Source organism: Tropicibacter sp. S64 (assembly GCF_049803835.1).
Classification (GTDB): Bacteria; Pseudomonadota; Alphaproteobacteria; order Rhodobacterales; family Rhodobacteraceae; genus Pacificoceanicola.
The window spans coordinates 46,043-68,906 of sequence record NZ_JBNAGK010000016.1 but is presented as its reverse complement, the minus strand read 5'-3'; the positions used below and the strand labels follow the sequence as shown (position 1 = coordinate 68,906).

General features: G+C 66.4%; 22 protein-coding genes. 14 read left to right on the top strand and 8 right to left on the bottom strand.

Features of this window, described 5'->3' with window-relative positions:
* Nucleotides 1–3: 3 nt before the first annotated feature.
* Nucleotides 4–528 (bottom strand): hypothetical protein, encoded by a 525-nt coding sequence (locus ACP159_RS21810; protein WP_425101839.1) that lies wholly within the window; start codon nt 526–528, stop codon nt 4–6.
* A gap of 275 nt (nt 529–803) precedes the next feature.
* On the opposite strand from ACP159_RS21810, the gene ACP159_RS21805 reads away from it, so the two are divergent.
* The gene (locus ACP159_RS21805; protein ID WP_425101838.1) at nt 804–2,768 is read left to right on the top strand and encodes a CRTAC1 family protein; all 1,965 of its coding nucleotides are present in this window, start codon (nt 804–806) and stop codon (nt 2,766–2,768) included.
* 32 nt (nt 2,769–2,800) lie between these two features.
* Nucleotides 2,801–4,153 (top strand): cytochrome-c peroxidase, encoded by a 1,353-nt coding sequence (locus ACP159_RS21800; protein ID WP_425101837.1) that lies wholly within the window; start codon nt 2,801–2,803, stop codon nt 4,151–4,153.
* A 9-nt stretch (nt 4,154–4,162) separates the two neighbouring features.
* Here ACP159_RS21800 and ACP159_RS21795 read toward each other — a convergent pair whose 3' ends face one another.
* The gene (locus ACP159_RS21795; protein ID WP_425101836.1) at nt 4,163–4,657 is read right to left on the bottom strand and encodes a CAP domain-containing protein; all 495 of its coding nucleotides are present in this window, start codon (nt 4,655–4,657) and stop codon (nt 4,163–4,165) included.
* A gap of 349 nt (nt 4,658–5,006) precedes the next feature.
* On the opposite strand from ACP159_RS21795, the gene ACP159_RS21790 reads away from it, so the two are divergent.
* Complete coding sequence (locus tag ACP159_RS21790; protein WP_425101835.1) at nt 5,007–6,287, top strand: lamin tail domain-containing protein; 1,281 nt, start codon at nt 5,007–5,009, stop codon at nt 6,285–6,287.
* A gap of 42 nt (nt 6,288–6,329) precedes the next feature.
* Nucleotides 6,330–8,084 (top strand): phospholipase D-like domain-containing protein, encoded by a 1,755-nt coding sequence (locus ACP159_RS21785; protein ID WP_425101834.1) that lies wholly within the window; start codon nt 6,330–6,332, stop codon nt 8,082–8,084.
* Here ACP159_RS21785 and qhpR read toward each other — a convergent pair.
* Nucleotides 8,042–9,088 carry an AraC-like transcriptional regulator QhpR gene (gene qhpR / locus ACP159_RS21780; protein WP_425101833.1) on the bottom strand — a complete coding sequence of 349 codons (1,047 nt, stop codon included), beginning with the start codon at nt 9,086–9,088 and terminating at the stop codon, nt 8,042–8,044. The two genes, ACP159_RS21785 and qhpR, sit on opposite strands and share 43 nt — an antisense overlap.
* A 167-nt stretch (nt 9,089–9,255) precedes the next feature.
* On the opposite strand from qhpR, the gene qhpG reads away from it, so the two are divergent.
* Genes qhpG through qhpE form a run of 7 tightly spaced genes read left to right on the top strand, consistent with a single transcriptional unit; the run spans nt 9,256 to nt 17,239 of the window.
* Nucleotides 9,256–10,518: a flavin-dependent monooxygenase QhpG gene (gene qhpG / locus ACP159_RS21775; protein WP_425101832.1), complete on the top strand. Its 1,263-nt coding sequence runs from the start codon at nt 9,256–9,258 to the stop codon at nt 10,516–10,518.
* On the top strand, nt 10,515–12,050 hold the full coding sequence (gene peaA / locus ACP159_RS21770) for a quinohemoprotein amine dehydrogenase subunit alpha (protein ID WP_425101831.1): 1,536 nt from the start codon (nt 10,515–10,517) through the stop codon (nt 12,048–12,050). Before qhpG ends, peaA begins: the two co-directional genes overlap by 4 nt.
* A 12-nt stretch (nt 12,051–12,062) precedes the next feature.
* The gene (peaB, locus tag ACP159_RS21765; RefSeq protein WP_425101830.1) at nt 12,063–13,493 is read left to right on the top strand and encodes a quinohemoprotein amine dehydrogenase maturation protein; all 1,431 of its coding nucleotides are present in this window, start codon (nt 12,063–12,065) and stop codon (nt 13,491–13,493) included.
* Nucleotides 13,490–13,813 (top strand): quinohemoprotein amine dehydrogenase subunit gamma, encoded by a 324-nt coding sequence (gene qhpC / locus ACP159_RS21760; protein ID WP_425101829.1) that lies wholly within the window; start codon nt 13,490–13,492, stop codon nt 13,811–13,813. The genes peaB and qhpC overlap by 4 nt, the downstream gene beginning before the upstream one ends.
* Complete coding sequence (gene peaD / locus ACP159_RS21755) at nt 13,810–14,886, top strand: quinohemoprotein amine dehydrogenase subunit beta (protein ID WP_425101828.1); 1,077 nt, start codon at nt 13,810–13,812, stop codon at nt 14,884–14,886. The genes qhpC and peaD overlap by 4 nt, the downstream gene beginning before the upstream one ends.
* Nucleotides 14,883–16,604, top strand: coding sequence for an ABC transporter ATP-binding protein (locus ACP159_RS21750; protein WP_425101827.1), 1,722 nt, complete (start codon nt 14,883–14,885; stop codon nt 16,602–16,604). Before peaD ends, ACP159_RS21750 begins: the two co-directional genes overlap by 4 nt.
* A complete protein-coding gene (qhpE, locus tag ACP159_RS21745; RefSeq protein WP_425101826.1) occupies nt 16,601–17,239 on the top strand; it encodes a subtilisin-like serine protease QhpE in 639 nt (212 codons plus the stop codon). The genes ACP159_RS21750 and qhpE overlap by 4 nt, the downstream gene beginning before the upstream one ends.
* On the opposite strand, the gene ACP159_RS21740 is transcribed toward qhpE, so the two are convergent.
* The 3 genes from ACP159_RS21740 to ACP159_RS21730 form a co-directional block, all read right to left on the bottom strand.
* The gene (locus tag ACP159_RS21740; protein WP_425101825.1) at nt 17,230–18,417 is read right to left on the bottom strand and encodes a M20 aminoacylase family protein; all 1,188 of its coding nucleotides are present in this window, start codon (nt 18,415–18,417) and stop codon (nt 17,230–17,232) included. The two genes, qhpE and ACP159_RS21740, sit on opposite strands and share 10 nt — an antisense overlap.
* A gap of 130 nt (nt 18,418–18,547) precedes the next feature.
* A complete protein-coding gene (gene tdh, locus ACP159_RS21735) occupies nt 18,548–19,576 on the bottom strand; it encodes an L-threonine 3-dehydrogenase (RefSeq protein ID WP_425101903.1) in 1,029 nt (342 codons plus the stop codon).
* Nucleotides 19,577–19,590: 14 nt separating this feature from the next.
* Entirely contained in the window at nt 19,591–20,778 is a 1,188-nt protein-coding gene (locus tag ACP159_RS21730; protein WP_425101824.1) for a glycine C-acetyltransferase, read from the bottom strand.
* A 183-nt stretch (nt 20,779–20,961) separates the two neighbouring features.
* On the opposite strand from ACP159_RS21730, the gene ACP159_RS21725 reads away from it, so the two are divergent.
* A complete protein-coding gene (locus ACP159_RS21725; RefSeq protein WP_425101823.1) occupies nt 20,962–21,429 on the top strand; it encodes a double zinc ribbon domain-containing protein in 468 nt (155 codons plus the stop codon).
* Nucleotides 21,430–21,460: 31 nt separating this feature from the next.
* Here ACP159_RS21725 and ACP159_RS21720 read toward each other — a convergent pair whose 3' ends face one another.
* The gene (locus ACP159_RS21720) at nt 21,461–22,024 is read right to left on the bottom strand and encodes a helix-turn-helix domain-containing protein (RefSeq protein ID WP_425101902.1); all 564 of its coding nucleotides are present in this window, start codon (nt 22,022–22,024) and stop codon (nt 21,461–21,463) included.
* A 69-nt stretch (nt 22,025–22,093) separates the two neighbouring features.
* On the opposite strand from ACP159_RS21720, the gene ACP159_RS21715 reads away from it, so the two are divergent.
* Together ACP159_RS21715 and ACP159_RS21710 are read left to right on the top strand one after the other, a co-directional pair.
* Complete coding sequence (locus tag ACP159_RS21715; protein WP_425101822.1) at nt 22,094–22,393, top strand: hypothetical protein; 300 nt, start codon at nt 22,094–22,096, stop codon at nt 22,391–22,393.
* Nucleotides 22,390–22,710, top strand: a complete 321-nt coding sequence (locus tag ACP159_RS21710; RefSeq protein WP_425101821.1) for a type II toxin-antitoxin system RelE/ParE family toxin — start codon at nt 22,390–22,392, stop codon at nt 22,708–22,710. Before ACP159_RS21715 ends, ACP159_RS21710 begins: the two co-directional genes overlap by 4 nt.
* A 3-nt stretch (nt 22,711–22,713) precedes the next feature.
* Here ACP159_RS21710 and cydX read toward each other — a convergent pair whose 3' ends face one another.
* On the bottom strand, nt 22,714–22,851 hold the full coding sequence (gene cydX, locus ACP159_RS21705; RefSeq protein ID WP_425101820.1) for a cytochrome bd-I oxidase subunit CydX: 138 nt from the start codon (nt 22,849–22,851) through the stop codon (nt 22,714–22,716).
* Between the last annotated feature and the right edge of the window lie 13 nt (nt 22,852–22,864).

Here is a 22,864-nt window from a genome sequence, read left to right as displayed (position 1 = left end):
CCGTCAGGGCCGTTCGCCGACCACCCGGCCCCTGCCCTCCTCGATGCTGGCAATCACCGCCCGCGAAATCTCCGGCCAGTCGAGCCAGCGGTGCCCCGTGGCCGTGGGCATCGCGCCGAGCACAACCGTCACGCGCCGCGCCGCCGGTCCGAGGACCTCGCTTCGGGCCTCAAGCTGCCGAAGATCCTTGAGGACCGCGCTGCCCAGCACGTCGACCACGAGGCACCGCTGCGACGCCAGCCGCGCCAGGACGCGCCGCTTCGCCTCCGCCCCGGTGCCGTGCATCCAGAGCACCGCCAGATCGACGCCGTGGAACCCGTCCGCCGCCGCAATCGCGCGTTCGAACGCCTCCGCATCCCGCCAATCCGCCGCAACCGGAACCACGTTTTCGCGGTGCGCCAGCGGCGAGACAGCCGCCGCCCGCGCCACCAGCAGCACCTGCCCGGCGTGCGCAGACACCCAATCCGTGGCCTCGCCCAACATGCCGGTCGCGCCGATCATCAGCGCTTTGGTAAATCCTGGCTCCATCCTCCCTCTCCGCCAATCAGGCCCGAGCGGCCGTCGCGATCCCGGCGCCCGAAAGTTGTCCGGTTTCGCCGGACCCAACACGCGCGTCCGGACGAACTCAACCCAAGAATGCACAAATTTTCTCGAAATCCGAATGAAAAATCCAACGAATCCAGTGGCCGGAGTGCGGGAATGCACAGACGAAGGCGGTTGAATTCATCCGGCAAATGGCGAATGATGGTGACATTGCGTTAAGCCATTGGCCGAACCGCGTTCCGGTTCGGGAAGGAGGGTCGATGACCAGTTTCACCACGTGGCGCAGCGGTATCCTTGCGCAACTTCTGATCGCAACAGCGCTGGTGTCCGGCGCGACGGATGTCGCGGCGCAATCGTCCGGTCCTTCCGTCACGGTGACGTCGCGCCCCTTCGCGCCCCGCTCGCCCGGCTATGACACCGTCTTCCAGCGCGTGGAAGGATCGACGCAGGGCATCGACAAGCCGCTGGAGTTCTCCATGGCCGACATGTGGCCGCCGTTCTGGGAAGGCCGAAGCCTGACCACCGGCGACATTGACCATGATGACGACCTCGACCTCGTGCTCGCCTCAACCGAGCGCGGCATCTACATCTACCACAACGACGGCACCGGCCAGTTCACCCGCACCCAGCCGGATGTCGGCCCGGTGGCCGACCTCGACGTGTTCAACGCCGCACTGGTGGACATCGACAACGACGGCTGGCTCGACCTGTTCCTCGCCACCTATGCCACCGGCAATTACATCGTGTTCAACCGCGAGGGCACCTTCGACACGGCCAACCCGCAGAAGGTCCTGAACCGCGAGGACGCCATGCTGTCGATCTCGCTCGCCTTTGCCGATGCGGACCGGGACGGCGACCTCGACGTGGCGCTCGGCAACTGGGCGGCGGGCTGGTATCGGCGCATCCCGGGCGAGGAATCCAAAAATCGCGTGGTGTTCAACGATGGCGGCGTCATGGACGGCAGCCAGTTTTCCGAACTGCCGGGCCTGCCCGGGGAATCCCTCGTCATGCTGTTCAGCGACATCGATCTGAACGGCACGCAGGACCTGCTCGAAGGCAATGACTTCGAGCTGCCCGATTACATTTACCTGGGCGATGGCAAGGGCGGCTTCACCGCGATCACCCGGGGCGACGGGCTGGTTCCGCACACCACCAACACCACCATGTCGATCAAGTCGGCAGACCTGCACAACGATGGCGTGCCGGAGCTGTACTTCACCCAGATTGCCGGTCGGTCGTCCTTCGTCTGGGAACACCTGAAGATGCAGCCGCTGGTGAATTACTGCGACGGCATCCAGGACGCCGCGACGAAGGCGCATTGCGAGCACAACATGGACATCAAGTCCTGGTACAAGTCCGGCAACCGCTTTGATCCGGACTACGCCAGCAAATGCCAGGAGATGGAGGGCGCGGAGAAGGCGGCCTGCAATGCCATGCTGCTCAAGGATATGGCCATCCAGAAGGAAAACCCGGAAATATGCGCCCTGATCGCCGATGACCAGAAGATCGCGCGGTCCTTTTGCGACATCCATTTCAAGCCCCGTGAGCGGCCCCTGCAGGAGGTCTTCGACACCACCCTGCCGCAGATCATGCGCACCAACGTCCTCCTGACCTTCAAGGACGGGGTCTACACCGACACCGCCCATGAAGAGGGTGTGGAATACGGCGGCTGGACCTGGGACAACAAGATCGGCGATTTCGACAACGATGGCTGGCAGGACATCTACATCACCAACGGCACCTGGGTGCCGAACGAGGTGTCGCCGTCGAACCTGTTCTACCACAACACCGGGACGGGCACCTTCGTGGAAGCCTCCGGGCTCTTCGGTCTGGAGGATTACCTGATGACCGCGGCCGGGGTGGCCTTCGACATGGACCATGACGGCGATCTGGACATCATCACGCAGCCGGTGAACGGGCCGATTTCCTTCTTCCGCAACGGCTCGCAGACAGGTAATGCCATCGAGGTGGAGCTGCGCGACACACTCGGCAACAGCCACGGCGTCGGTGCGCGGCTGGTGGCGGAGATGCCGGATGGTACGCAGATGATGCGCGAGGTGCAGTCCGGCGGCGGCTTCATGTCCTTCGACGCGCCGGTGGCCCATTTCGGCCTCGGCGACCGGACCGAAGTGGCGCGTCTGACGGTGCACTGGCCGGAGGGCGGCACGAGCGAGATTGACGGGCCGCTTGCGGCCGGGGCGACCTACCGCATCACGCGGAACTGAGACCGGCGCATTGTGCCGGCAGGGGAAACACGATGGGAGACAGTACGGTGAAAGTCTTTGCAGGAACCCTGGGCGTCAGCCTGCTGGCGCTTGGCGCGGTGGCACCGGCGCATGCCGCGGATCTCGACCTGCCGGAGCCGCTGACGCTGGAGGATTTCATCCAGTTCGATGAAGCGCAGGTGAAGCTGGGCCAGTTGCTGTTCTACGACAACGTGCTGTCGGGCAACCAGAACATCGCCTGTTCGACCTGCCATCACAGCGACTTCCTCGGCGGAGACGGGGTCAGCCTCGGCATTGGCGAAGGCGGGCACGGTCTAGGACCAAAACGCACCGGCGGGGCCGGGATCGAGCAGATTGAGGAGCGCGTGCCGCGCAACGCGCCGCCGCTCTGGAACCTCGGGCACAAGGACATCAAGTTCCTGTTCCACGATGGCCGCGTGGAGGTATCCAACGATTTCGGCAACGGCTTCCGCACCCCGGCCTGGATCTTCCTGCCCAAGGGGCTGAACTCCGCTCTGGCGGCGCAAGCCCTCTTCCCGCTCACGGCGGACGTCGAAATGGCCGGAGAGCCGGGCGAAAACCCGATTGCCGGGGCCGCCTACGAGGCGCCGCATTATGTCTGGCCGCTGGTCGAGGAGCGCATCCGCGCCATCCCCGAATACCTGCCGCTGTTCCAGGAGGCCTTCGACACGGTCAAGTCGCCCGAAGACATCACCATCGTCGAGATCGCCAATGCCATCGCCGCGTTCGAGGCCGTGGAATACCAGAACTTCGACAGCCCCTTCGACAAATACCTGGCGGGGGACGAGACCGCCCTCAACCCGGCACAGAAACGCGGGATGGAGCTGTTCTACGGAGAGGTCGGGTGCTCGGATTGCCATTCCGGGCCGCTGATGACAGACCAGAGTTTCCGCGCCCTCGGCCTGCCACCCTTTGGCCCGGGCAACACGTTGCTGAACGATCCCATCCCGCGGGACGTGGGCCGCCTCGCGATTTCCGACCTGCCGGAGGATGCCTACCGTTTCCGCGTTCCGCCCCTGCGCAACGTCGCCCTCTCCGCGCCCTATGGCCACAACGGGGCCATGCCGACGCTGGAGGCCATGGTGCGCCACCATTTCAATCCGCGCGAGAGCAATGCCAAGTGGCGGGCCGAGATGGCCGTGCTGCCCGCCGTGCCGTGGCTGGCCAAGCACGATTTCGCGCTCCGCGAAAACGAGGCAGAGAACAAACGCATCCTTGCGCGGATCGACATCGACCTGCCGCAGGTGTCCGATGACGACATCGCGGATCTCGTCGCCTTCCTGGAGGCTCTGACCGGCGAGACAGCCAAGGACCGGCCCATGGGTCGACCGGAGAAGGTGCCGAGCGGCCTGCCGGTGGACTAAGGCAGGCGTTCAGCAGCCGGACGAGAGCATCAGCACCCAGGTCTTGCCCGCGTGCCCGAGGCCATACTCGGTCATGCGCGGGTTGAGCATGTTCCCCCGGTGAGAAGGCGACTTCGCCCAGCCGTTCAACACGGTGGTCTGGTCACGCTGGCCTTCGGCGATGTTTTCCGCGAGCGCCCGCGCACCGCAGCCCGCAGACTTCGCCCGTGCGGACAGCGTCCGGCCATTCGGGCCGCCTTGCGCAACGTGGGAGAAGTAGCCGCGCTTGGTCATATCCTCCGCATGGGCCTGTGCCGCGCGGGTCAGGGCAGCGCTCTGGCGCAGCGGACCCCGACCCTGCCCGGCGCGGAACGCATTGATCTGCTTCGTGAAACTGGTGTTGGGCTGCGCCACGACGGACAGGACTGTCCGCTGCGCCGGCGCCGTGTGTTGCGGCGTAAGAGGCACAACCGCCACGCAGGCGGACAGGGCCAGAGACAGGGCTGCGGCAAACAGGGCTTTCATCGCGTCACTCCCGGACTGGTTGTGGCCGTTCAGGACGGCACAGCTGCGCCGAACGGACGTATCTCACACGCGCACCGTTCTGCAATGGCCGCCTGTGCCATAGGCGGCTGTCCGCACATGGCGCGCCGGAACTGGCGCGGGCTGCGGACGGAGCGGGCCGCGAGAAACCGGAAGACGGCGCAGCAACCCGTAAACTACGCGAGTCGCCAGAATACTTTTCAACCCATGGCGAATCTGCCAGACTGAGATCATACATTTCTTTGCCTGCCCCTTTTCCCGATCCCGCGCCGCCCGGTGGCCTCGCATGGATACAACCCAAACCACTCCCTTTTCCTTAAGGACATTCATCATGGCCGATATTTACCAGAAGATCTGGACCAGCGATCAGGACTCGAGCGGCGTCGTGCCCATCCTCTCCTCCATGGTGGGCGACGCGGCGACCGGTTATGTCAAGGTGAATGCCGGGATCGGCAGCGACACCAACCCGGACCTGCGCGTCCTGCCCGAGGTGGTCATCCCGGACAGCAAGGCGCAGACCTACGCGCTTTGCCGCAAGCTCTTCAACAACTACGCCCTTCCGGAGGCCGATCTGGAGGTCGACAACGCGGTGGAACGCACGGAGAAGCACGATTTCGTCGACGCCATCCTGAACAGCCCGCCAATGCGCGTGGCCCGCGCCTATATCGAGGAGCGCACCGAGTCGCCGATCAGCGACGAGCGCTGGCACACCACGCTGATCGACCACTGGTTCCGCCGGTTCGAGCAGGGCGGCGATCCGCATCTTTCTGGTTTCGAACATGTGGTGGTGGGCGAGCAGGAAGGGCCGAAGGTGCAGGGCTATCACTTCTGGTACAAGTACTATCTCGACGACGGCTTCGCCCGGCAGGTGGATGACGGTCTCGCCGTGGTGCCGGGGCTGGGCGATGACCGCATCGTCTATCTCGGCAACAGGGGCAGCCGGAGTCAGCGCCAGTTCCCGGAATCCGTGACCATCTCCTACAAGTGGAACGCGCCTGATTACGACCGGCAGGAGGTCCGCCCGCTGACCAAACCCACCGGCGGTTTCTTCGTCGGCTGCAGCGTCGAGGGGCTGATGGCGCTCGGCACCGTCGCCGCGCATGTGGGGGCCAAGGCGCCACGCGTCGCGGTGATCGAGGGGGCGCGTTACGAAATGAAGCTCTACCGCTCCCCGAACGATCGCCACATACGGACCTTCTATCCGATGTTCCTGGGCGAGGCCGACCCGGTGACGCTGAACGACACGGTGATCGGCGGCGGCGAGGGTCCGCGCGACGGCACCGCCGGCGACGTGCGCATCCTAGCCGCGCTGGTCAATCCGACGGGCAATGACGTCGGGCGGGAGATGGTCACCGTGGTCAACGCCGGGCCGGTGGACATCGACCTGACCGGCTGGTCGGTGCGGGACAAGAACGGCAAATCCTCGCCCTTGGGGGCGCTCACGGCGAAGCCGGGCGTCCCGGTGACGGTCACGCTCGACGGCAAGGGCGCGCAACTGTCCAATTCCGGCGGCAGCATCGACCTGCTGCGCGGCGACGGGGCGCGGGTGCATCAGGTCACCTACTCCAAGGCGCAGGCCAAGGCGGAAAACCGCACCATCATCTTCAGCTGACGGCATCTGCCTGTCGCGCATTGGTAAATCGGAGAGAAGGCCATGCGGGTTTCCACCAGAGCGGACGGGTTTTCCGTCCACGCCATCAGCGGCACACGCACCGTCATGCTGCACATGAACGCGCGGGAGGACGCGCTGGACGGCTTTCTCGGTTTCGGCGTCGGGCTGCGGCGCTCGAACGGCGACATTCAGTGGCTCAAGGGATTCAAATGCTTCCGCTCCGTGGTCCCGGACCCGGACCGGGCGCAGCGGTTCGACACCGCCGCGCATCCGGTGCAGGACTTCCGATGGGGCCACTTCTGGGCCGAGCCGGACCGCGCATACGACTACGTGGTCCGCCCCCTGTTCCGCCCCGCCAATGGCGATCTGTCAAACCTGCGCCCCGGCACCGACCTCGACATCACCGTCCGCACCGAGTCCGAGGAAATCGGCGATCATTCCGTCTTCTTCAACCGTGGCGCCATCGTCAGCCAGGCTTACGCCGAACGCTTCGCCAACGACGACACCTTGGACGAGACCGCACTGGAGGCGGAGTTGAACGACGCGCAGTCCGAACGGACGCAATGGCTCTCGCGCGGGCTGCTCGACGGGGCGCTGAATTTCATCGCGCAGGCGCGGGACAGCCGGTTCAGCCTGCACTGCGGCTTCTACGAGCTGACCTATCCGCCGATCCTGCAAGCCCTCGCCGACGCCGCCGCACGCGGGGCGCGGGTGGAAGTCACCTTCGAGGCGGACTTCTGGAGCCGCAAGGAGAATGCGCGCGTCGAGACCAATTACGGCAAGATGAACCGCGCCGCGATTGCCCCCTACACGGGCCGCGCCAACCTGCATTTCCGCGAACGCATCCGCTTCATCGCCATCACCCACAACAAGTTCATGGTGCTCAAGGAGAACGGACACCCGGTGCAGGTCTGGACCGGCTCCACCAACATCACCGCGTCGGGGTTCTGCGGCCAGAGCAACACCGGCCACATCGTCCGCGACGAGACCGTCGCGCGGGCCTTTGCCGACTACTTCGAGATGCTGGCCCGTGACGCGGAACGCGAGGAGATGCGAGCCTTCACCGAAGCCCGCACCCCGCCGCCGCCCGAACAGTTGCCGGAGAATTCCATCACCCCGCTGTTCTCGCCGCGCAGCGGGTCGACCGAACTCGACTGGTACGGACGTCGGATCGAAGAGGCCGAGCAGACCGTCATCCTGACCTCCGCCTTCGGTGTCACCACCCGGCTGGCGCGGTATTTCGACAACGACCGCGATTACCTGCGGTACGTGCTGATGGAACAACGCAGCCGGGGCGAGGGCGCACAGGAAATGGTGGAACGCGACCGGGACACCCGCGTCGTCTTCGGCCAGGGCCTCGGCTTCACCGGCAGCAAGGGCCGCTGGCGCAAGGTGCCGGGGTTCAAACTCGAACACTGGATGTGGCGCGAGCATCACTTCCGCACCTCGGGGCACGTCTTCTTCGTGCATACGAAGTACATGGGCATCGACGTGCTGACCGACGATCCCATGGTCTTCACCGGCTCCGCCAATTTCTCGCCGGGGTCGCTCACGTCGAACGACGAAAACATGCTGCTGATCCGGGGAAACACCCGGGTGTCGGACGTCTATCTGACGGAATTCTTCCGCCTTCTCAATCACTTCTACTTCCGCCAAGTCGCCAATCGGAAAGCCGCGGATGGCACCAGCGATCCGGATATCCGCTTTCTCCACGAAACGGACACTTGGGTGCGGGGGCATTTCCGTGCGCAGAATTACCGGTCGAAACGCCGCGAGTTGTTCGGCGTCGCGCCCTGAGCGCCGCGCCGGTACTGCGCCGGGGTCGCGCCGGTGCGGTTGCGGAAGGCCCGTTCGAAACCGCTGGTTTCGGAATACCCCAGCCGGTCCGCGATCTCCGCCAGCGGCAATTGCGTCTCGCGCAGCAGCCTGCGGGCCATCTCGTCCCGGCATTCCCCCAGCAGCAGCGCGAAATTCGTGCCCTCTTCCGCCAGGTGCCGCCGCAGGCTGCGCCGCGACATCCCGAGATCCTGGGCAATGCCGGTCTGATCCACAGCCGGTGTGCCGATTCCGCGCCTGATCAGGCGACGGGCCTTGTCCGTGACGCTGGCCTCCTGTTCCAGCAGGTCGATCCTGCGCCGCAACACGTCCGAAAGCCGCGCGAACAGCATCGCGTCACAGCTGGGCAACCGCCGATCCAGAAGCCCGTCCTGAAAGCTGACCGAGTTGGTCTGTGCTCCGTAGACAACCGGACAGCGCGGATCGCCCCCGGCATGGCGCTCCGCCCCGCCCGCCCCATGTTCGAACCCCAGCGAAAGCGGCTGCCATCCCGGCCCGGCGACGCTGCCCACGAGGCGCATCATGACGCTGATGGTCAATTCCGCGTCCTGATCCCGTGGCCAGATGTCCAGATCGAGAATCCGGTAGGAGAGCGTCGCGACACCCTCCGCAACCTCGAGCCGCAGGTCGGTCTCGCCCTGGATTGCAAGGAAGCTGCTTTCCAGCAACCGCAGCGCCGCCCCCAGAGTCGGCGCGGCGAGGGCGGCGCGGCCCACCGGGCCGATGCTGGACAGGTCGAACCGCTGCGCCGCGAGCCGCCCGAAATGCGGCGCGGCCAGATCACGCGCCGCCAGCTGATTCAGCGCCACAAAGCGGTGCAACGGCAGGGTGCCTGCGGCGAAGCCCGGCGACGCGGTGTCGATGGCCGCCGAATGCACCAGCCGGTCCACGTCGCAGCCGAACTCCCGCGCCGTCCGCAGCGGGTCGCGAATCGCGGAAGTCAGGATGTGGGCTGATTCGCTCATGGCGGGCAGGCCGTCCCCGAAAATGCCTGAAGGTGACGTGATCCGCCGAGCCTAACACGCCGCCTTGTGATCGCAATATGCTCCTCCGGGCCTTCCGGAGCAAAATTTGCGGGTGTCTGTCCGGAAATGTCGGATCGAACCCGCAAAGGCGCTCCTAAGCTGATGGCATGAACGCACACGCATCATCACGACCGGACATCGCCATTGCCGGGGCTGGCCCGGCGGGGACGATTGCCGCCATCCTGCTCACACGGGCGGGAGCGCGGGTGACGCTTGTGCAGGGCGCGCATGGTGCGAGGCGGATGGAAGGCGCCGGGCAGCGGCTGATCGCCGCCTTGAAAGCACAACGCTTGCCCCTCGCCGGCCTTGGTCCGCTGGTGACACGCCGCGTGGTCTGGGGCGACCTGAGCGCCAGCGAAAACACCGAACACAGCCTGTCCCGTCCGACCTTCGACGCCGCTCTCGTGGCGCAGGCGAAGGACGAGGGCGTGCTGGTGTGTTCCGCCAGCGTGACCCGCGTCGCGCCGGGCGTGATCGACACCACGAAGGGCCGAATTCATGCCGGGCTGGTCTTCGAGGCACGCGGGCGTCGTGCGCCGGTGGCCGCGGAGCGGGTGCGCGGGACGCCCTCCGTCAGCATTTCGGCGCCAGTGTCGGATGCCATCGACCAAGCCGAAGTCCGCGCCCTGCCCGAAGGCTGGCTCTGGCGGATCGGCACATGGGCGCAAGTCACCGTGGACGCCGAAAACGCCCGCGATCCCGAAAGCGTCTGGCGTCGGATGACTGGCGTTGAACCCACCGGCCCCCTCGTCGTCCGCGCCTCCGAACTGCGCCTTTCCGTCCCAACCCTGGACCCGGCCTTGCCCCGGCTCGGCGATGCCGCCGTCGCCATGGACCCGCTTTCCGGGCATGGCCTGTTCTGGGCGCTCGGCTCCGCGCTGATGGCCGCGCCGCTCGCCGATGCCCTGCTGCATGGCAGGACGGCTCTCGCGGAACGCTTCTACACGGACCGCGTCACCGCCACCTTCTTCAAACAGGCTCGCGTCGGCCGCGACTTCTACCGCGCCGCCGGACTCGCGACACCGTTCTGGGCCCGGCGCAGCGCCTGGCCGGACGATCTGCCCTACGAGACCCCGCCGCCCCCCTCCCCTGTCCTCGACCGCCGGGTGGTGGTCCGGGGCGGGCGGCTGGCGGAGACCGATGTGCTCGTCACGCCGCAGGAGCCGGAGGGCGCGGCCTTTGCCTTCGGCATCGAACTTGGCCCGGTGCTGGCGCAGCTTCGCCGCACCCCGGTCCCCGACCGCGCATCCTTCGCGGCCCATATCCTTCCCGGCATGCCGCCCGAACAGGCGGCGCGTCTCTACGACTGGTTGGCAGAACGCGGGATGACAGCCGCGTCCGCCCCGAAACACAAGGAGGTTCTGACATGAGATATTCCAAGGTGGCGGCCTGTGCCGCCGCGCTCCTGCTGCCCGGCGGGGCGGCGCTCGCACAGGACGGCCCGGCGCTTCTGGCCGCGTCCTGCGGCGGCTGCCATTCCGAGACCGACGCGGGGCTCTCCCGTATCGCCGGACAGCGCAAGACGCCCGAGGGCTGGCTGATGACCATCGTGCGGATGCGCGTGGCGCACGGGCTGGAGATTTCCGGCGAGGATCAGGCGGCGCTGGTCTCCTACCTCGCCGACACGCAGGGCCTCGCCCCGTCCGAAGCCGCCCCGTGGCGCTATGCGCTGGAGAAGGACCCGAACCATATCGAGATGGTGGAGGAGCCGCTCGCTTCCATGTGCGCCCGCTGCCACACCGCCGCGCGGGTCGGCCTGCAACGGCGCACGCCCGAGGAATGGGCGCTGCACATCGACTTCCACGTCGGGCAATTCCCGACCATCGAATACCAGGCGCTTGGCCGTGACCGCGAATGGTACAAGATCGCCAGGGACGAGATCGTACCGCTTCTGGCGGAGACCTACCCGCTGGAAACGGACGCATGGACAGCATGGGAGGCGGCGGAGAAGCCCGCCGTCACCGGCGATTGGGTGGTCCTGACCGACCTGCCCGAAAGTGGCCCGGCCTATGGCGTGCTCACTGTCACCGGCGATGCCGCGCCCTATGCCATTTCCGGGGAACTGACCCTCGCCAATGGCTCCACCGAGCCCATCGGGGGACAGATGAACCTCTATACCGGCTACGAATGGCGGGCGAATGTCACCGTCGGCGGCATGGCCTACCGGCAGGTTCTGGCGATGTCCGAGGATGGCACCAGCCTCACGGGACGCCAGTTCGAACGCGACAACGACAGCCTCGGCGGTGTGTTCAAGGCGGCGAAGGCGGGCAGCGATCCGATGTTGCTCGGCGTGGTGCCGGAGGCCATTCCGGGACAGGACGCCATGGCGCAGATCGTCGGCACGGGCCTCGATGACGTGCAGATCGAAGGCATGAACGGCCTCGCCGATCAGCTCACTGCCAACGCGGCGGGCGCCTCCGTCCACCTAGCCGGGGAGGCTGCTCTCTTCACCTTCACCGCAGGCGAGAACACCGCCACCGCCGCGCTTTACGGCACGGTGGACACGCTCACGGTTGAGCCGGACTTCACCATCGCCCGCGTCGGCGGCGGCTCTGACGTTGGCCCGGCAGCGGTCCCAGCACACTTCAAGGCCATCGGCTGGTGGAACGGACAGGACGGGCAACCCGGCACGGAGGATGACATCCGCGTCGGCACTCTCGCGGCGGACTGGCGTCTCGAGAACAGCGACGAGATCGCCGAGGCGATGGAGGACGCAACCTTTGCGGGCAAGATCGACGCCACCGGCATCTTCGAGCCGGCCATGGCCGGTCCGAACCCGGAGCGCCCCTTCTCGACCAACAACGCCGGTGATCTGAAGGTGGTGGCCGAGGCGGCGGGGCAGACGGCGGCGGCGCGGCTTGTCGTGACCGTGCAACGCTTCATCGACCCGCCGATCCGCTGAGGGAGGACTGACATGGGCTATCTCAAGTTCCAACCCCAGAACGCGCACCGCGTCCGGGTGGACAGCCGCGATCTGCTGTTCCACATTCCGACCACCTCACTGTTCGAGCTGGACGCGCTCGACGGCGAAGTGCTCAGCTTCTTCGCCGAACGCGGCGAAGTGGCCGAAGCCGAGATGCGCGACCGCTTCCCCGCCTCCGATCCGGCGGACCTCGCCGGGCGGATCAAGGGACTGATCGACCTCGATCTCATCACCGACGGCAGCCCCGCGAAGGCGGAGCGGCCGGACATCAGGATCGAGAACTTCCCGCTCTCGACGATCATCCTGAACGTCAACACCGGCTGCAACCTGTCGTGTACCTACTGCTACAAGGAGGACCTCGACACCCCGAACGCAGGCCGCAAGATGGCCTTCGACACGGCGGTGCAATCCATCGACCTGCTCTTGAAGGAAAGCCCCGACCGGGAGGCCTACAACATCGTCTTCTTCGGGGGCGAGCCCCTGTCCAACATGCCGCTGATCCGCGATGTGGTGGCGCACGCCGAGCCGCGCTTTGCCGCTTTGGGCAAGGAGGTGAACTTCACGCTGACGACCAATGCGACCTTGCTGACCGAACCCCTCGTGGATTGGCTGGACGAACACCGTTTCGGCCTGACCGTCTCCATGGACGGGCCGAAGGCGCTGCACGACAGGAACCGCAAGACGGTGGGTGGCAAGGGGTCCTATGATGCCGTCGCCGCCAAGGCGCGGATGCTGCTGTCACGGTACAAATCCCGGCCTGTCGGGGCACGGGTGACGCTGACCGCCGGGGTGACGGCGGTGGAGGAAATCTGGGACCACCTGAAAAACGACATCGGCTTTGCCGAGGTCGGTTTCAGCCCGGTGACGTCCGGCGACATGACGGCGTTCAACCTCAACGGCGAGGAGCTGCTGGAGGTCTTCGAGGGAATGAAGTCCCTCGGCCGCAAGTACCACGAAGAGGCCCGCAATGGCCGCAACATCGGCTTTTCCAACATGCATCAGCTGATGCAGGACCTCTGGGAAGGCCGCTCCAAGGCGCTGCCCTGCGGGGCGGGTATCGGCATGCTGGCGGTGGATCACTCGGGCACGATCAACCTCTGCCATCGCTTCACCGGCACCGACCTCAAGTTCGGCGACGTCGATAAAGGCATCGAGAAGGACCGCCTCGCGGGCTTCCTCGAATCCCGGCTCGACCGCACGAACAAGGGCTGCGCCACCTGCCGTATCCGGAACCTGTGTTCCGGCGGCTGCTACCACGAAAGCTATGCCCATTTCAGCGATCCGTTGAAACCGGCCTATCACTACTGCGACCTGATGCGGGACTGGGTGGACTTCGGCATCGAAGTCTACGGCGACCTGATCGCCACCAACCCCGCGTATTTCCACGATCACATTGCCCCGAGAAAGGCGAACCACAAATGAAACCGCTGAACCAGAAAGCCGCGCGGACGCTTCAGGCCGCGGCGGAGGACAAGATGGACGAGGTCCGCGCCATGCAGACCGTCACCGCAGGCTGTGCCACCACCTTCGACCCCGGCTGGGAGGTCGATCCCTTCGGCGGCGTTGCGGCGCTCTGCCAGCCGATGGAGGCCGACCTCTACGGCTGCTCCGATCCCTGCTGGTGGCCCGCGCAGGTCCCCGACACCATGGTGACCTACCCCGACTGGAACGCCGAGGCGCCGAACGCCGCCGACGACTGGCGGGCGCTTGGCTCCGTCTTCCCGAAGGACTCCAACACATGAGACACGCCGCACTGATCGCCCTGTCCCTTGCCGCCGCGACCCCAGCCGCCGCAAAGGACCTGCTCGTGACCATCGCCAAACCCGGCAACCTCTATGTCTTCGACGTGGCGGAGCGGGCGTTGGTGAAGGACTGTCCGCTGAATGTCGAGATGAGCCCGGCGGTGATCCAGATGTCCCCCGATGGCAAGGTGGCCTATGCGCTGGTCAACCGCTGGGAGGACGTCATCGGCGTCAACATCGAGACCTGTGAAACCGTGTTCTACGCCGCGCAATCGACGGCGGACATCAGCCGCCGCTCCATCGCCTCGCTGGCGGTCTCGGCGGATGGCTCCGAGGTCTACACCGTACGCAACCCGGTCAGACACCTCGCTGATCGTTACGAGGTCATGGAACCCGAGTTCGCGGTCTATGCCGCCGACGCGGGCACCAAGGCGGAGCCGATCCGCACCTACCCCGCCCCGCGCCGCTCCACGGTGATGGCGACGGGCGCGGACAATACGGTCTATATCGGCGGCCATGAGATCTACGGCTTCGACCCGTCCTCCGGGGCTCTCGATGTCAAGATCGCCAACGCCAGCTGGGACCGCCCGACCTACAGCCCGCCGGACGTGCTCGCCTTCTGGCCCATCGGCAGCCAGAACGACGAGCTCCTGCTGATGTACACCGCCGCCGTCTTCACTGACGCGACGCAGTCCGAGATGGCGGATTTCGTCTGGGGGTATTCGGCGGTGGACCTGGAAACCGGCGAGACGGCGGTGCAGGATTTCACCTCCTTCGAGGTGCTGATGTTCTCCGCCGTGCGCGACCCCAACGCCGAAAACCTGCTCTATGGCGTCTACACGCAGCTGTCGAAACATGACGTGGAGACGAAGGAGCTGATCAAACGCGTGGACCTGCCGCACACCTATTACGTCATCAACATCTCCTCCGATGGCAAGGAGATCTATGTCGGCGGCACCAACGACGATATCGGGGTCTATGACGCGGAAACGCTGGAGCGCATTGGCGAAATGCTGGTGCCTTCGGGCGGCGACATGGGCACCGCGACGATGCAGATCGTGCAGGCGGAATGACGTCTGAAACGGACATCCCTGCGCAAGGGGCGTCCCTTGGGACACGCCTCGGCTTTCGGGCCGGGGCGTGGCTCTTTGATGCGCGCTCGGTGGATTGGCTCCTGCCGATCCTGCGCCCGCGAATCCGGGTTCTGGGCCTGCTGCTGGCACTTGGCCTCGTTGCGGCGCTCGCCGCGCTGATCCCGCCGTACCTGACGAAACTGGTGATTGATCAGGGCCTGATGGCCGCCGATCCCCGGGCGCTGATCACATGGTCCCTTGCCTTGCTGGTCGTCGGTTTCGCCAGCCTCGCCCTCGGCTCGCTCAATGCGATCCTGCACATGCGGGCCTCCGTCGACATGCTCGCAGACTTGCGTGCCGTGCTGACCGAAGCGGTCCTGAGCCGCTCCCCCGCATGGCGGGCAGAGCGGCGCACCGGGGAGGTCCTCGCCCGGATCGACGGCGACGCGGGCGAGGTGCAGCAATTCGCCTTCAACGCCCTCTTGACCGGCGCCTCCGGCGTGCTGCGTCTCGTCGGCGGCGCGGTCATGCTTTTTGTCCTCAACTGGCAACTGGCGCTGCTGGCCGTCGCCCTTGCCCCTTTCGAACTCGCTTTCTTTGCATGGGCCCGGCCCCGCACCGAACGGCTCGCCCGCGAAACCCGCGCCGAGCGGGGGGAATTTGCCGGGCAGATTGCCGAGATGATCGCAGGCCTTGGCCCGATTCAGGCCGCCCGCGCCGAGATGCCCGTGCGCCGGGCGCTGTCCCGTCGCCAGAAGAGCCTCAACGCTGCCCTCCTGCGGGCGCAGGTCTGGGGTGAAGTCACCCGGTTCATCCCATCCGGCCTCACCGCCCTCGTCCGCTCCGCCATTTTCCTCGTTGGCGGGCTGATGGTCATCAACGGAACATGGCCGCTCGGCTCGCTCATCGCCTTCACCGCATATCTCGGCTTCCTCGTCGGCCCGATGCAGTCGCTCCTTGGCCTCTGGCACGCGCAGGCCCGCACCCGCGCCGCGCTCGATCGGCTGTCGGAGGTCATGACGGAGGCCGACCCGCTGACCTGGCCGGCGCACTCAGTCCCCCTGCCCGATGGCCCCGGCCATCTGCGCCTCGAAGGCATCGACCTGACCCACGCAAACCGCCCCCTCGCCCGCGCCGTCTCGCTCGACATCCCCGGCGGAACCAAGCTGCGCCTCACCGGCCCCAGCGGCTCCGGCAAGTCCACGCTCCTCGCCCTCCTGCAACGCCACGCCGACCCCGCCGCCGGGCGCATCCTGCTCGACGGCGTCGACCTGCGCGACCTCTCGCGCGACACGCTGCGCGGCGCCGTCGCTTACGTCCCGCAGCGCCCCTTTGTCCTGTCCGGCACGGTCGCGGAAAACCTCTCGCTCTCCACGCCGGACATCCCCGAGGCCGACATGCACGCCATGCTCGCCCTCACTGGCCTCTCGGACCGCTTCGCCGCACAGGGCCTCGACACGAAGATCGGCGAGGATGGCCTCACCCTCTCCGGGGGCGAGCGTCAACGGCTCTGCCTCGCCCGCGCCCTCCTGCGGCCCTTTCGCGTGCTGATCGTCGACGAGGCCCTGTCCGAGGTCGACCCGGCCACCGTCACCCGCATCGTCGCAGACATCGACGCCCGGCACAGCGACAAGACCCGCCTTTTCGTCACACACGGCAACGAGGCCGCCTACGGCCCCTTCGACCGCGTGGCCACCCTTGCGGACTGGGCACCATGACACGGATCGCCCTGATCGACGGCCCATTGCCGCCCGGCCAATTCGGCTGCACCACCCTGCTGGACCCCGAAAACACCGCCGTTGTGGACAGCTCGGCAGGCCACCACGCCTCTGCCCTCGCCGCCGCGATCCACAGCGCCGCCCCCGATGCGGAAATCCTCTCGATTCCGGTGTTCAAGGGCGGATTGTCCGCACGGGTCAGCGATCTTGTGACCGCGCTACGCATCGCTGCGGACATCGGCGCGGAAATCACGCATTGCTCCCTCGGCCTCGGCCGCAACGATCCGGACGTCGCCGCCGCCATCGCCGCGTTGCAGGGCCGCATCATCGTCGCCTCCGCCCCGGCGCGGGGCGATCCGGTCTGGCCTGCCGCCCTGCCCGCCGTCCTCTCGGTGCAGGGTGACGCGCGCTGTGGACCGGGGCAATGGTCCGTGCTGGACCTGCCGACCGCCGACTACGGTGCCTGTCCGCACCCGGACCCAACGCACGGCATCGCCGGGGCCAGCCTCGCCGCCGCGCGTCTCACCGGCCTTCTCGCCGGGCAGGCGTTGACCACGGAAACCGAGGCCCGCCACTGGCTGCGCAGCGCCGCCGCCTGGTACGGACGCGAGCGCCGGACCGCCGATCAGCCCTGAGCCATCGCCGCGCCGAACCGTGGCATGCGCCGCTCCGCGATCCGCGCAAGGATCGACGCCCCGATGGGCAAGACCGCCGGATCGAGCACGAACCCCGGGTTGTGCAGCCCCTTCGGCCCGGTATGGCTGACCCGGCAGTACGCCCCCGGTACCTCCCGCAGCATGTCCGCGAAATCCTCCGAGCCGGTCGCCGGCCGGATCGTGTCCGAGATGTTCTCCGCCCCGACGATATCCGCCGCCGCCGCCATGTAGGCGTCCGACAGGGCCTCGTCGTTGACCAGCGGGGAGAAGACGTTGCGCAGGTCCAGTTCGACCTCCACCTCGTGGGCCGTGGCGAAACCGTCGCAGAGCGCGCGCATCCGGGTCTCCGCGAGGCTGCAGACCGAATCCTCGAAGTAGCGGATGGTCCCGCAGAGTTCCGCCGTATCCGGCACGATGTTGTAGGCCGAGCCTGCGTGGAATTGCGTCACCGATACCACGCAGGTCTCCAGCGGCGCGACGTTGCGCGACACGATGGTCTGGATCTGCCCGACCAGCGCCGCGCCGATCATCAGCGGGTCACGCGACTGATGCGGCATGGCGGCGTGGCTGCCCTTGCCCCGGAAGCGGATGTCGAAGAACGACGCCCCGGCCATCGCCGTGCCCTTGCAGATGCCGACCTTGCCGAGTTCGCCGTTCGGCGCGTTGTGCATCCCGTAGAGCTCGTCGCAAGGGAAGTCCCGCAGAAGCCCGTCCGCCAGCATCCCCCGCGCCCCGCCCAGCCCCTCCTCCGCGGGCTGGAAGATCAGCACCACGGTGCCGTCGAAATCCCGGGTCTGCGCAAGGTGCTTCGCCGCGCCGAGCAGCATGGTCGTATGGCTGTCATGGCCACAGGCATGCATCACACCGGGAGTTTGCGAGGCATAGGCGAGTCCGGTCTCTTCGTGGATCGGCAGGGCATCCATGTCGGCGCGCAGCCCGATGCGCCGGTTGCCGCCGCCCGTGCCCCTGATCAGGCCGACAACGCCGGTCTTGCCGATCCCGGTGTGCACCTCGTCCACGCCGTAGCGGCGCAGGGTTTCGGCGACGATGCCCGCGGTGCGCACCTCGGTAAAGCCGATCTCCGGATGCGCATGCAGGTCGCGGAAGATCGCCTCGAGTTCGGGTGTGCTTTCTTCGATGATCGGCAGCACGGCCATGGTCTGTCCCTTTCGCTCAACCCGGTCGGCGCCCCCGGCGCCCGCGGTATCCGTTGCACGTTCCCGCGTTTCGCAGGCAGGTTCAACCGGTTCGGGACGGACCAGGCACGGGACGCGCGACCCCCCTGCCCTATCGCCAGGTGAGGACCACCTTGCCGGACTGCCCCGATTTCATCGCCCGGAAGCCTTCGGCGAAATCCTGGACGTCGAAGCGGTGGGTGATCACCCGGCTCACGTCCAGCCCGTTCTGCAACATGGCGATCATCTTGTACCAGGTCTCGAACATCTCGCGGCCATAGACGCCCTTGATGGTGATCGCCTTGAACACGATGCGCGACCAGTCCACAGGCGATTTTCCGGGCGGAATGCCAAGCAGCGCGATCTTGCCGCCCATGGTCAGTGTCTCCACCATCTGGTCCAGCGCCTGCTGCGAGCCGGACATTTCCAGCCCGACGTCGAACCCCTGCTTCATCTTCAGCTCGTGGATCACGTCGTGCAGGTCCTCGCGGCTCACATCGACCGTGCGGATGTTCCTGACCACATGCGCCGCAAGTTTCAGCCGGTCCGCGTTGATATCCGTGATGACGACATGCCGCGCGCCCGCGTGCCGCGCCACCGCCGCCGCCATGATGCCGATCGGACCCGCGCCGGTGATGAGCACATCCTCCCCCAGCAGATCGAAGCTCAGGGCCGTGTGCACCGCATTGCCGAGCGGATCCAGAATCGCGCCGATCTCGTCGGGAATGTCATCGGGCAAAGGCACCACGTTGAACGCGGGCAGGCGCAGGTACTCGGCAAAGGCGCCCTGCACGTTGACACCAATCCCTCGCGTACCGGGATCGAGGTGGAATTTTCCGGACCGGCTCTGGCGGCTTTCCGTTCCCACAACATGGCCCTCGCCGCTGCAGCGCTGGCCGATTTCCAGCCCCTTCACGTCGCGGCCCAATTCCACGATCTCCCCGGCAAACTCATGCCCGGTGATCATCGGCACGGGCACCGTGGCCTGCGCCCAGTCGTCCCAGTTCCAGATGTGAATATCGGTCCCGCAAATGCCCGTGGCGTTGATGCGGATCAGCACATCGTCCGGGCCGATCTCCGGCACCGGGGCCTGCACGGACCACAGCCCTTCCTCCGGCTTCGACTTCTCCAAGGCCCTCATGGTGTTCGGCAAAGTCATTGGATCACCCCCAGGTCTCGCCCGACCTTGCCGAAAGCGGCCAAGGCCCGGTCCAGCTGCTCTGTCGTCAACGCTGCGTTCATCTGCGTCCTGATCCGCGCCTTGCCATGCGGCACCACCGGGTAAAAGAAACCGGAGACGTACACACCTTCTTCGAACAGCCCCGCCGCCATCTTCTGGGCCAGGGGCGCCTCTCCGAGCATCACCGGGATGATCGGATGCTCCCCCGGCAGCAGGTCAAAGCCAAGGTCCGTCAGCCCTTTCCGCCAGTACGCCGCATTCTCGAACAGCTGCGCCCGCAGCCCCTGCCCGTCTTCGACCAACCGCAGGGCCTCCAGACCAGCCGCGACAATCGACGGCGGCAAGGCATTGGAAAACAAGTAGGGCCGCGCCCGCTGCCGCAACAGGTCGATCACCGGCTGCGGACCCGCGATATAGCCGCCCAGGGCGCCGCCCAGAGCCTTGCCCAGGGTGCCGGTCAGAATATCCACATCGACACCGAAATGATCGGGCGTCCCTGCCCCGCGCGGCCCCATGAAGCCGGTCGCGTGGCAGTCGTCCACCATCACCACCGCGTCAAAGGCCTGCGCCAGCCGGGTGATCTCCGGCAGGTTGGCGAGGTATCCGTCCATGGAAAACACCCCATCGGTGGCCACCATGATGTGCCGCGCCCCGGCGTCCCGCGCCTCTTTCAGCTTCGCCTCCAGATCACCCATGTCGTTGTTGGCGTACCGGTAGCGCTGCGCCTTGCACAGCCGGATGCCGTCGATGATCGAGGCGTGGTTGAGACTGTCCGAGACAATCGCATCCTCCGGCCCGAGCAGCGGCTCGAACAGCCCGCCGTTGGCGTCGAAACAGGCGGCAAAGAGGATCGCGTCGTCCTTCCGCAGAAACGCCGCCAGAGCCTGTTCCAACTGCCGGTGCAAGTCCTGCGTGCCGCAGATGAACCGCACGGAGGCCATGCCGTATCCCTTGTCCTGCATCGCATCGCCGGCCGCCCGGATCAGCGCAGGATGATCGGCGAGACCAAGGTAGTTGTTGGCGCACAGGTTGATGACATCCCGGTCCCCGACATGGATCGACGTCCCTTGCGGCGAGGTGATCATCCGCTCGCGCTTCATCAGACCCTCGGCGTCGATCTGCGCAAGCGTGTCGGTCAGGTGGGTGAGGAATGCGCTGGACATGGGGCAAGTCTCCTTTGTGTCTTCTGCATTCTACCATTACGGATAACTTTCCGCAATACAGGAATCCGTCATATAGGAGCAAATTCCCTTTTACAGGAAAAACGCAATACTCGCAAAAGTTGTTTCAAGCGCACCCACATGTTACCCTTACGTCACTTTTATTCATTCTGGAGATTTCAAATCATGGCTGACACCAGCAAAACCCATTGTGAATGCCCCTTCTGCCGCGAAGAAATCCGCGAAGGGGCGGTCGTTTGCAAACATTGCAGGTCCCGGATTACCGCCGCGTCCCCGGACCACGGCGGAACCTGCCCGTTTTGCCGCGAAGACATCAAGCCCGGCGCGACCAAGTGCAAACACTGCCAGTCGATGTTGACGACCGATGCCGACTGCGGCTGCGGCTGCGGCTGCGGCTGTGGCGGCGCAGGCCATGACCCGGCATCCAACGCCGCGTTCCTGTCCGGCACGCCACTCTCGACCATGGCCGCCCGTGCACCATCCTTCATCGAAAAATCCCCCGGAGCGCCGCGTCCGGGCGACATCGTGCTGTCGCCTCCGGACCCCTGCATGAAGACCAGCGAATGCTTCTACGTCTGTTTCCCCGGCTTGGGGTGCCGGCGAATATGCATCGAAACCTGTGAAATGGTCTGAGTGACTCCGCCGGGGGCGGCAGGCCTGCCCCCTACCCCGCCTTCACCACCAGAAACGCCCGCGCCGCGCTCTCGGCGCGGATGCAATGCGCCACGTCCGCCGGATAACGGGCCGTCTCACCGGTCCCGATCCGCTCAGAGGCGCCGCCACTGACCACCGTCACGGCCCCTTCGAACACCGTCAGATGCTCCTGTGTGCCCCGCGCGTGCGGGTCGCTGTCCAGCACCCCGCCCTCGGCAAAGCGCAACTCGTAGACCTCGTGCACCCCGGCATCCTCGGGCGGCGACAGGATGCGGATCTTGCACCCGCTGCCCCGGTTCTCGATCATTGGCACCGCCTCGGCCCGCAGCACCTCGATCTGCGGCCCCTTCGGCGCATCCTCCAGCAATCCCGCGAAATCCACCTGCAAGGCGCGGGTCAGGTTCCAGAGGGTCGCCACCGTAGGCGAGCTTTCCCCGCGCTCGATCTGGCTGACCATGCTGCGGGACACCCCCGACAGCTTGGCCACGGCGTCTAGAGACAAGCCCTGCGCCTGACGGGCGGCCTTCAGGCGGGCGGGAAGGCGGGAGAGAACGGCATCGGCATTTTCCATGATACCGGACGCTATACCGTCAAACAGGACGAAGCCAAGCCTGTCCTTGAAAACCACACCCCGAAGCGGTATATGACCAAGTCATACCGGGAGCGCAGACTCATGACCGTCAAGACCACCCTCAGTTTCACCGACCGGCACCACAGGTTCCTGACCGAACAGGTGGAAAAGGGCGTCTACGCCACCACCAGCGCCAGCGTCGCCGCAGCCATCGAACAGATGATGCAGGACGAGGAAACCCGGCAGGTCATGCTCTCCGCCCTCGCCGACGAAATCCGGACCCGCGCCGCCGACCCCCGGGGCAGTTACCTCAGCGAGGATGAAACCTTCGGCGCGGCCTTTGCGGACCTCGGCCTGCCTCGACCGGAATGATCTATACCGTAAGGTTTCACCCGGCGGTGTCCCGTGATCTGCGCGGCATCGCGCAAAGCATGATGCCCCATGCCGGACCGGAGACCACGGCCCGTATCCTCACGCAACTCCGCAACGCCGCCCGCAGCCTGTCCCAAACGCCGCACCGTGGCTCGCTGCGCAACGACATCCTGCCGGGCCTGCGGGCCATTCCGGCCGCCCGGCGCGGCGTGATCGCCTTTACCGTCGATGACGACACCCGGGAAGTCTTCGTGCACATCATCGCCTATGGCGGCGCGAACTGGACCGGGCGGGTCGGCGGGCGGCAGGCGGGTTGACCCTTACCCACGCTTCTTCCGCTCCATCGCCTCGCCTTCCTCGGCCAGCCGCGCATCCTCGCGCAGCTCCAGCCACATGGCGTTCAGGACCGCGAAGGCCGCGGCCAGGGGCAATCCCAGCATCCAGGCAAAATACCACATGATCTCAGTCCTT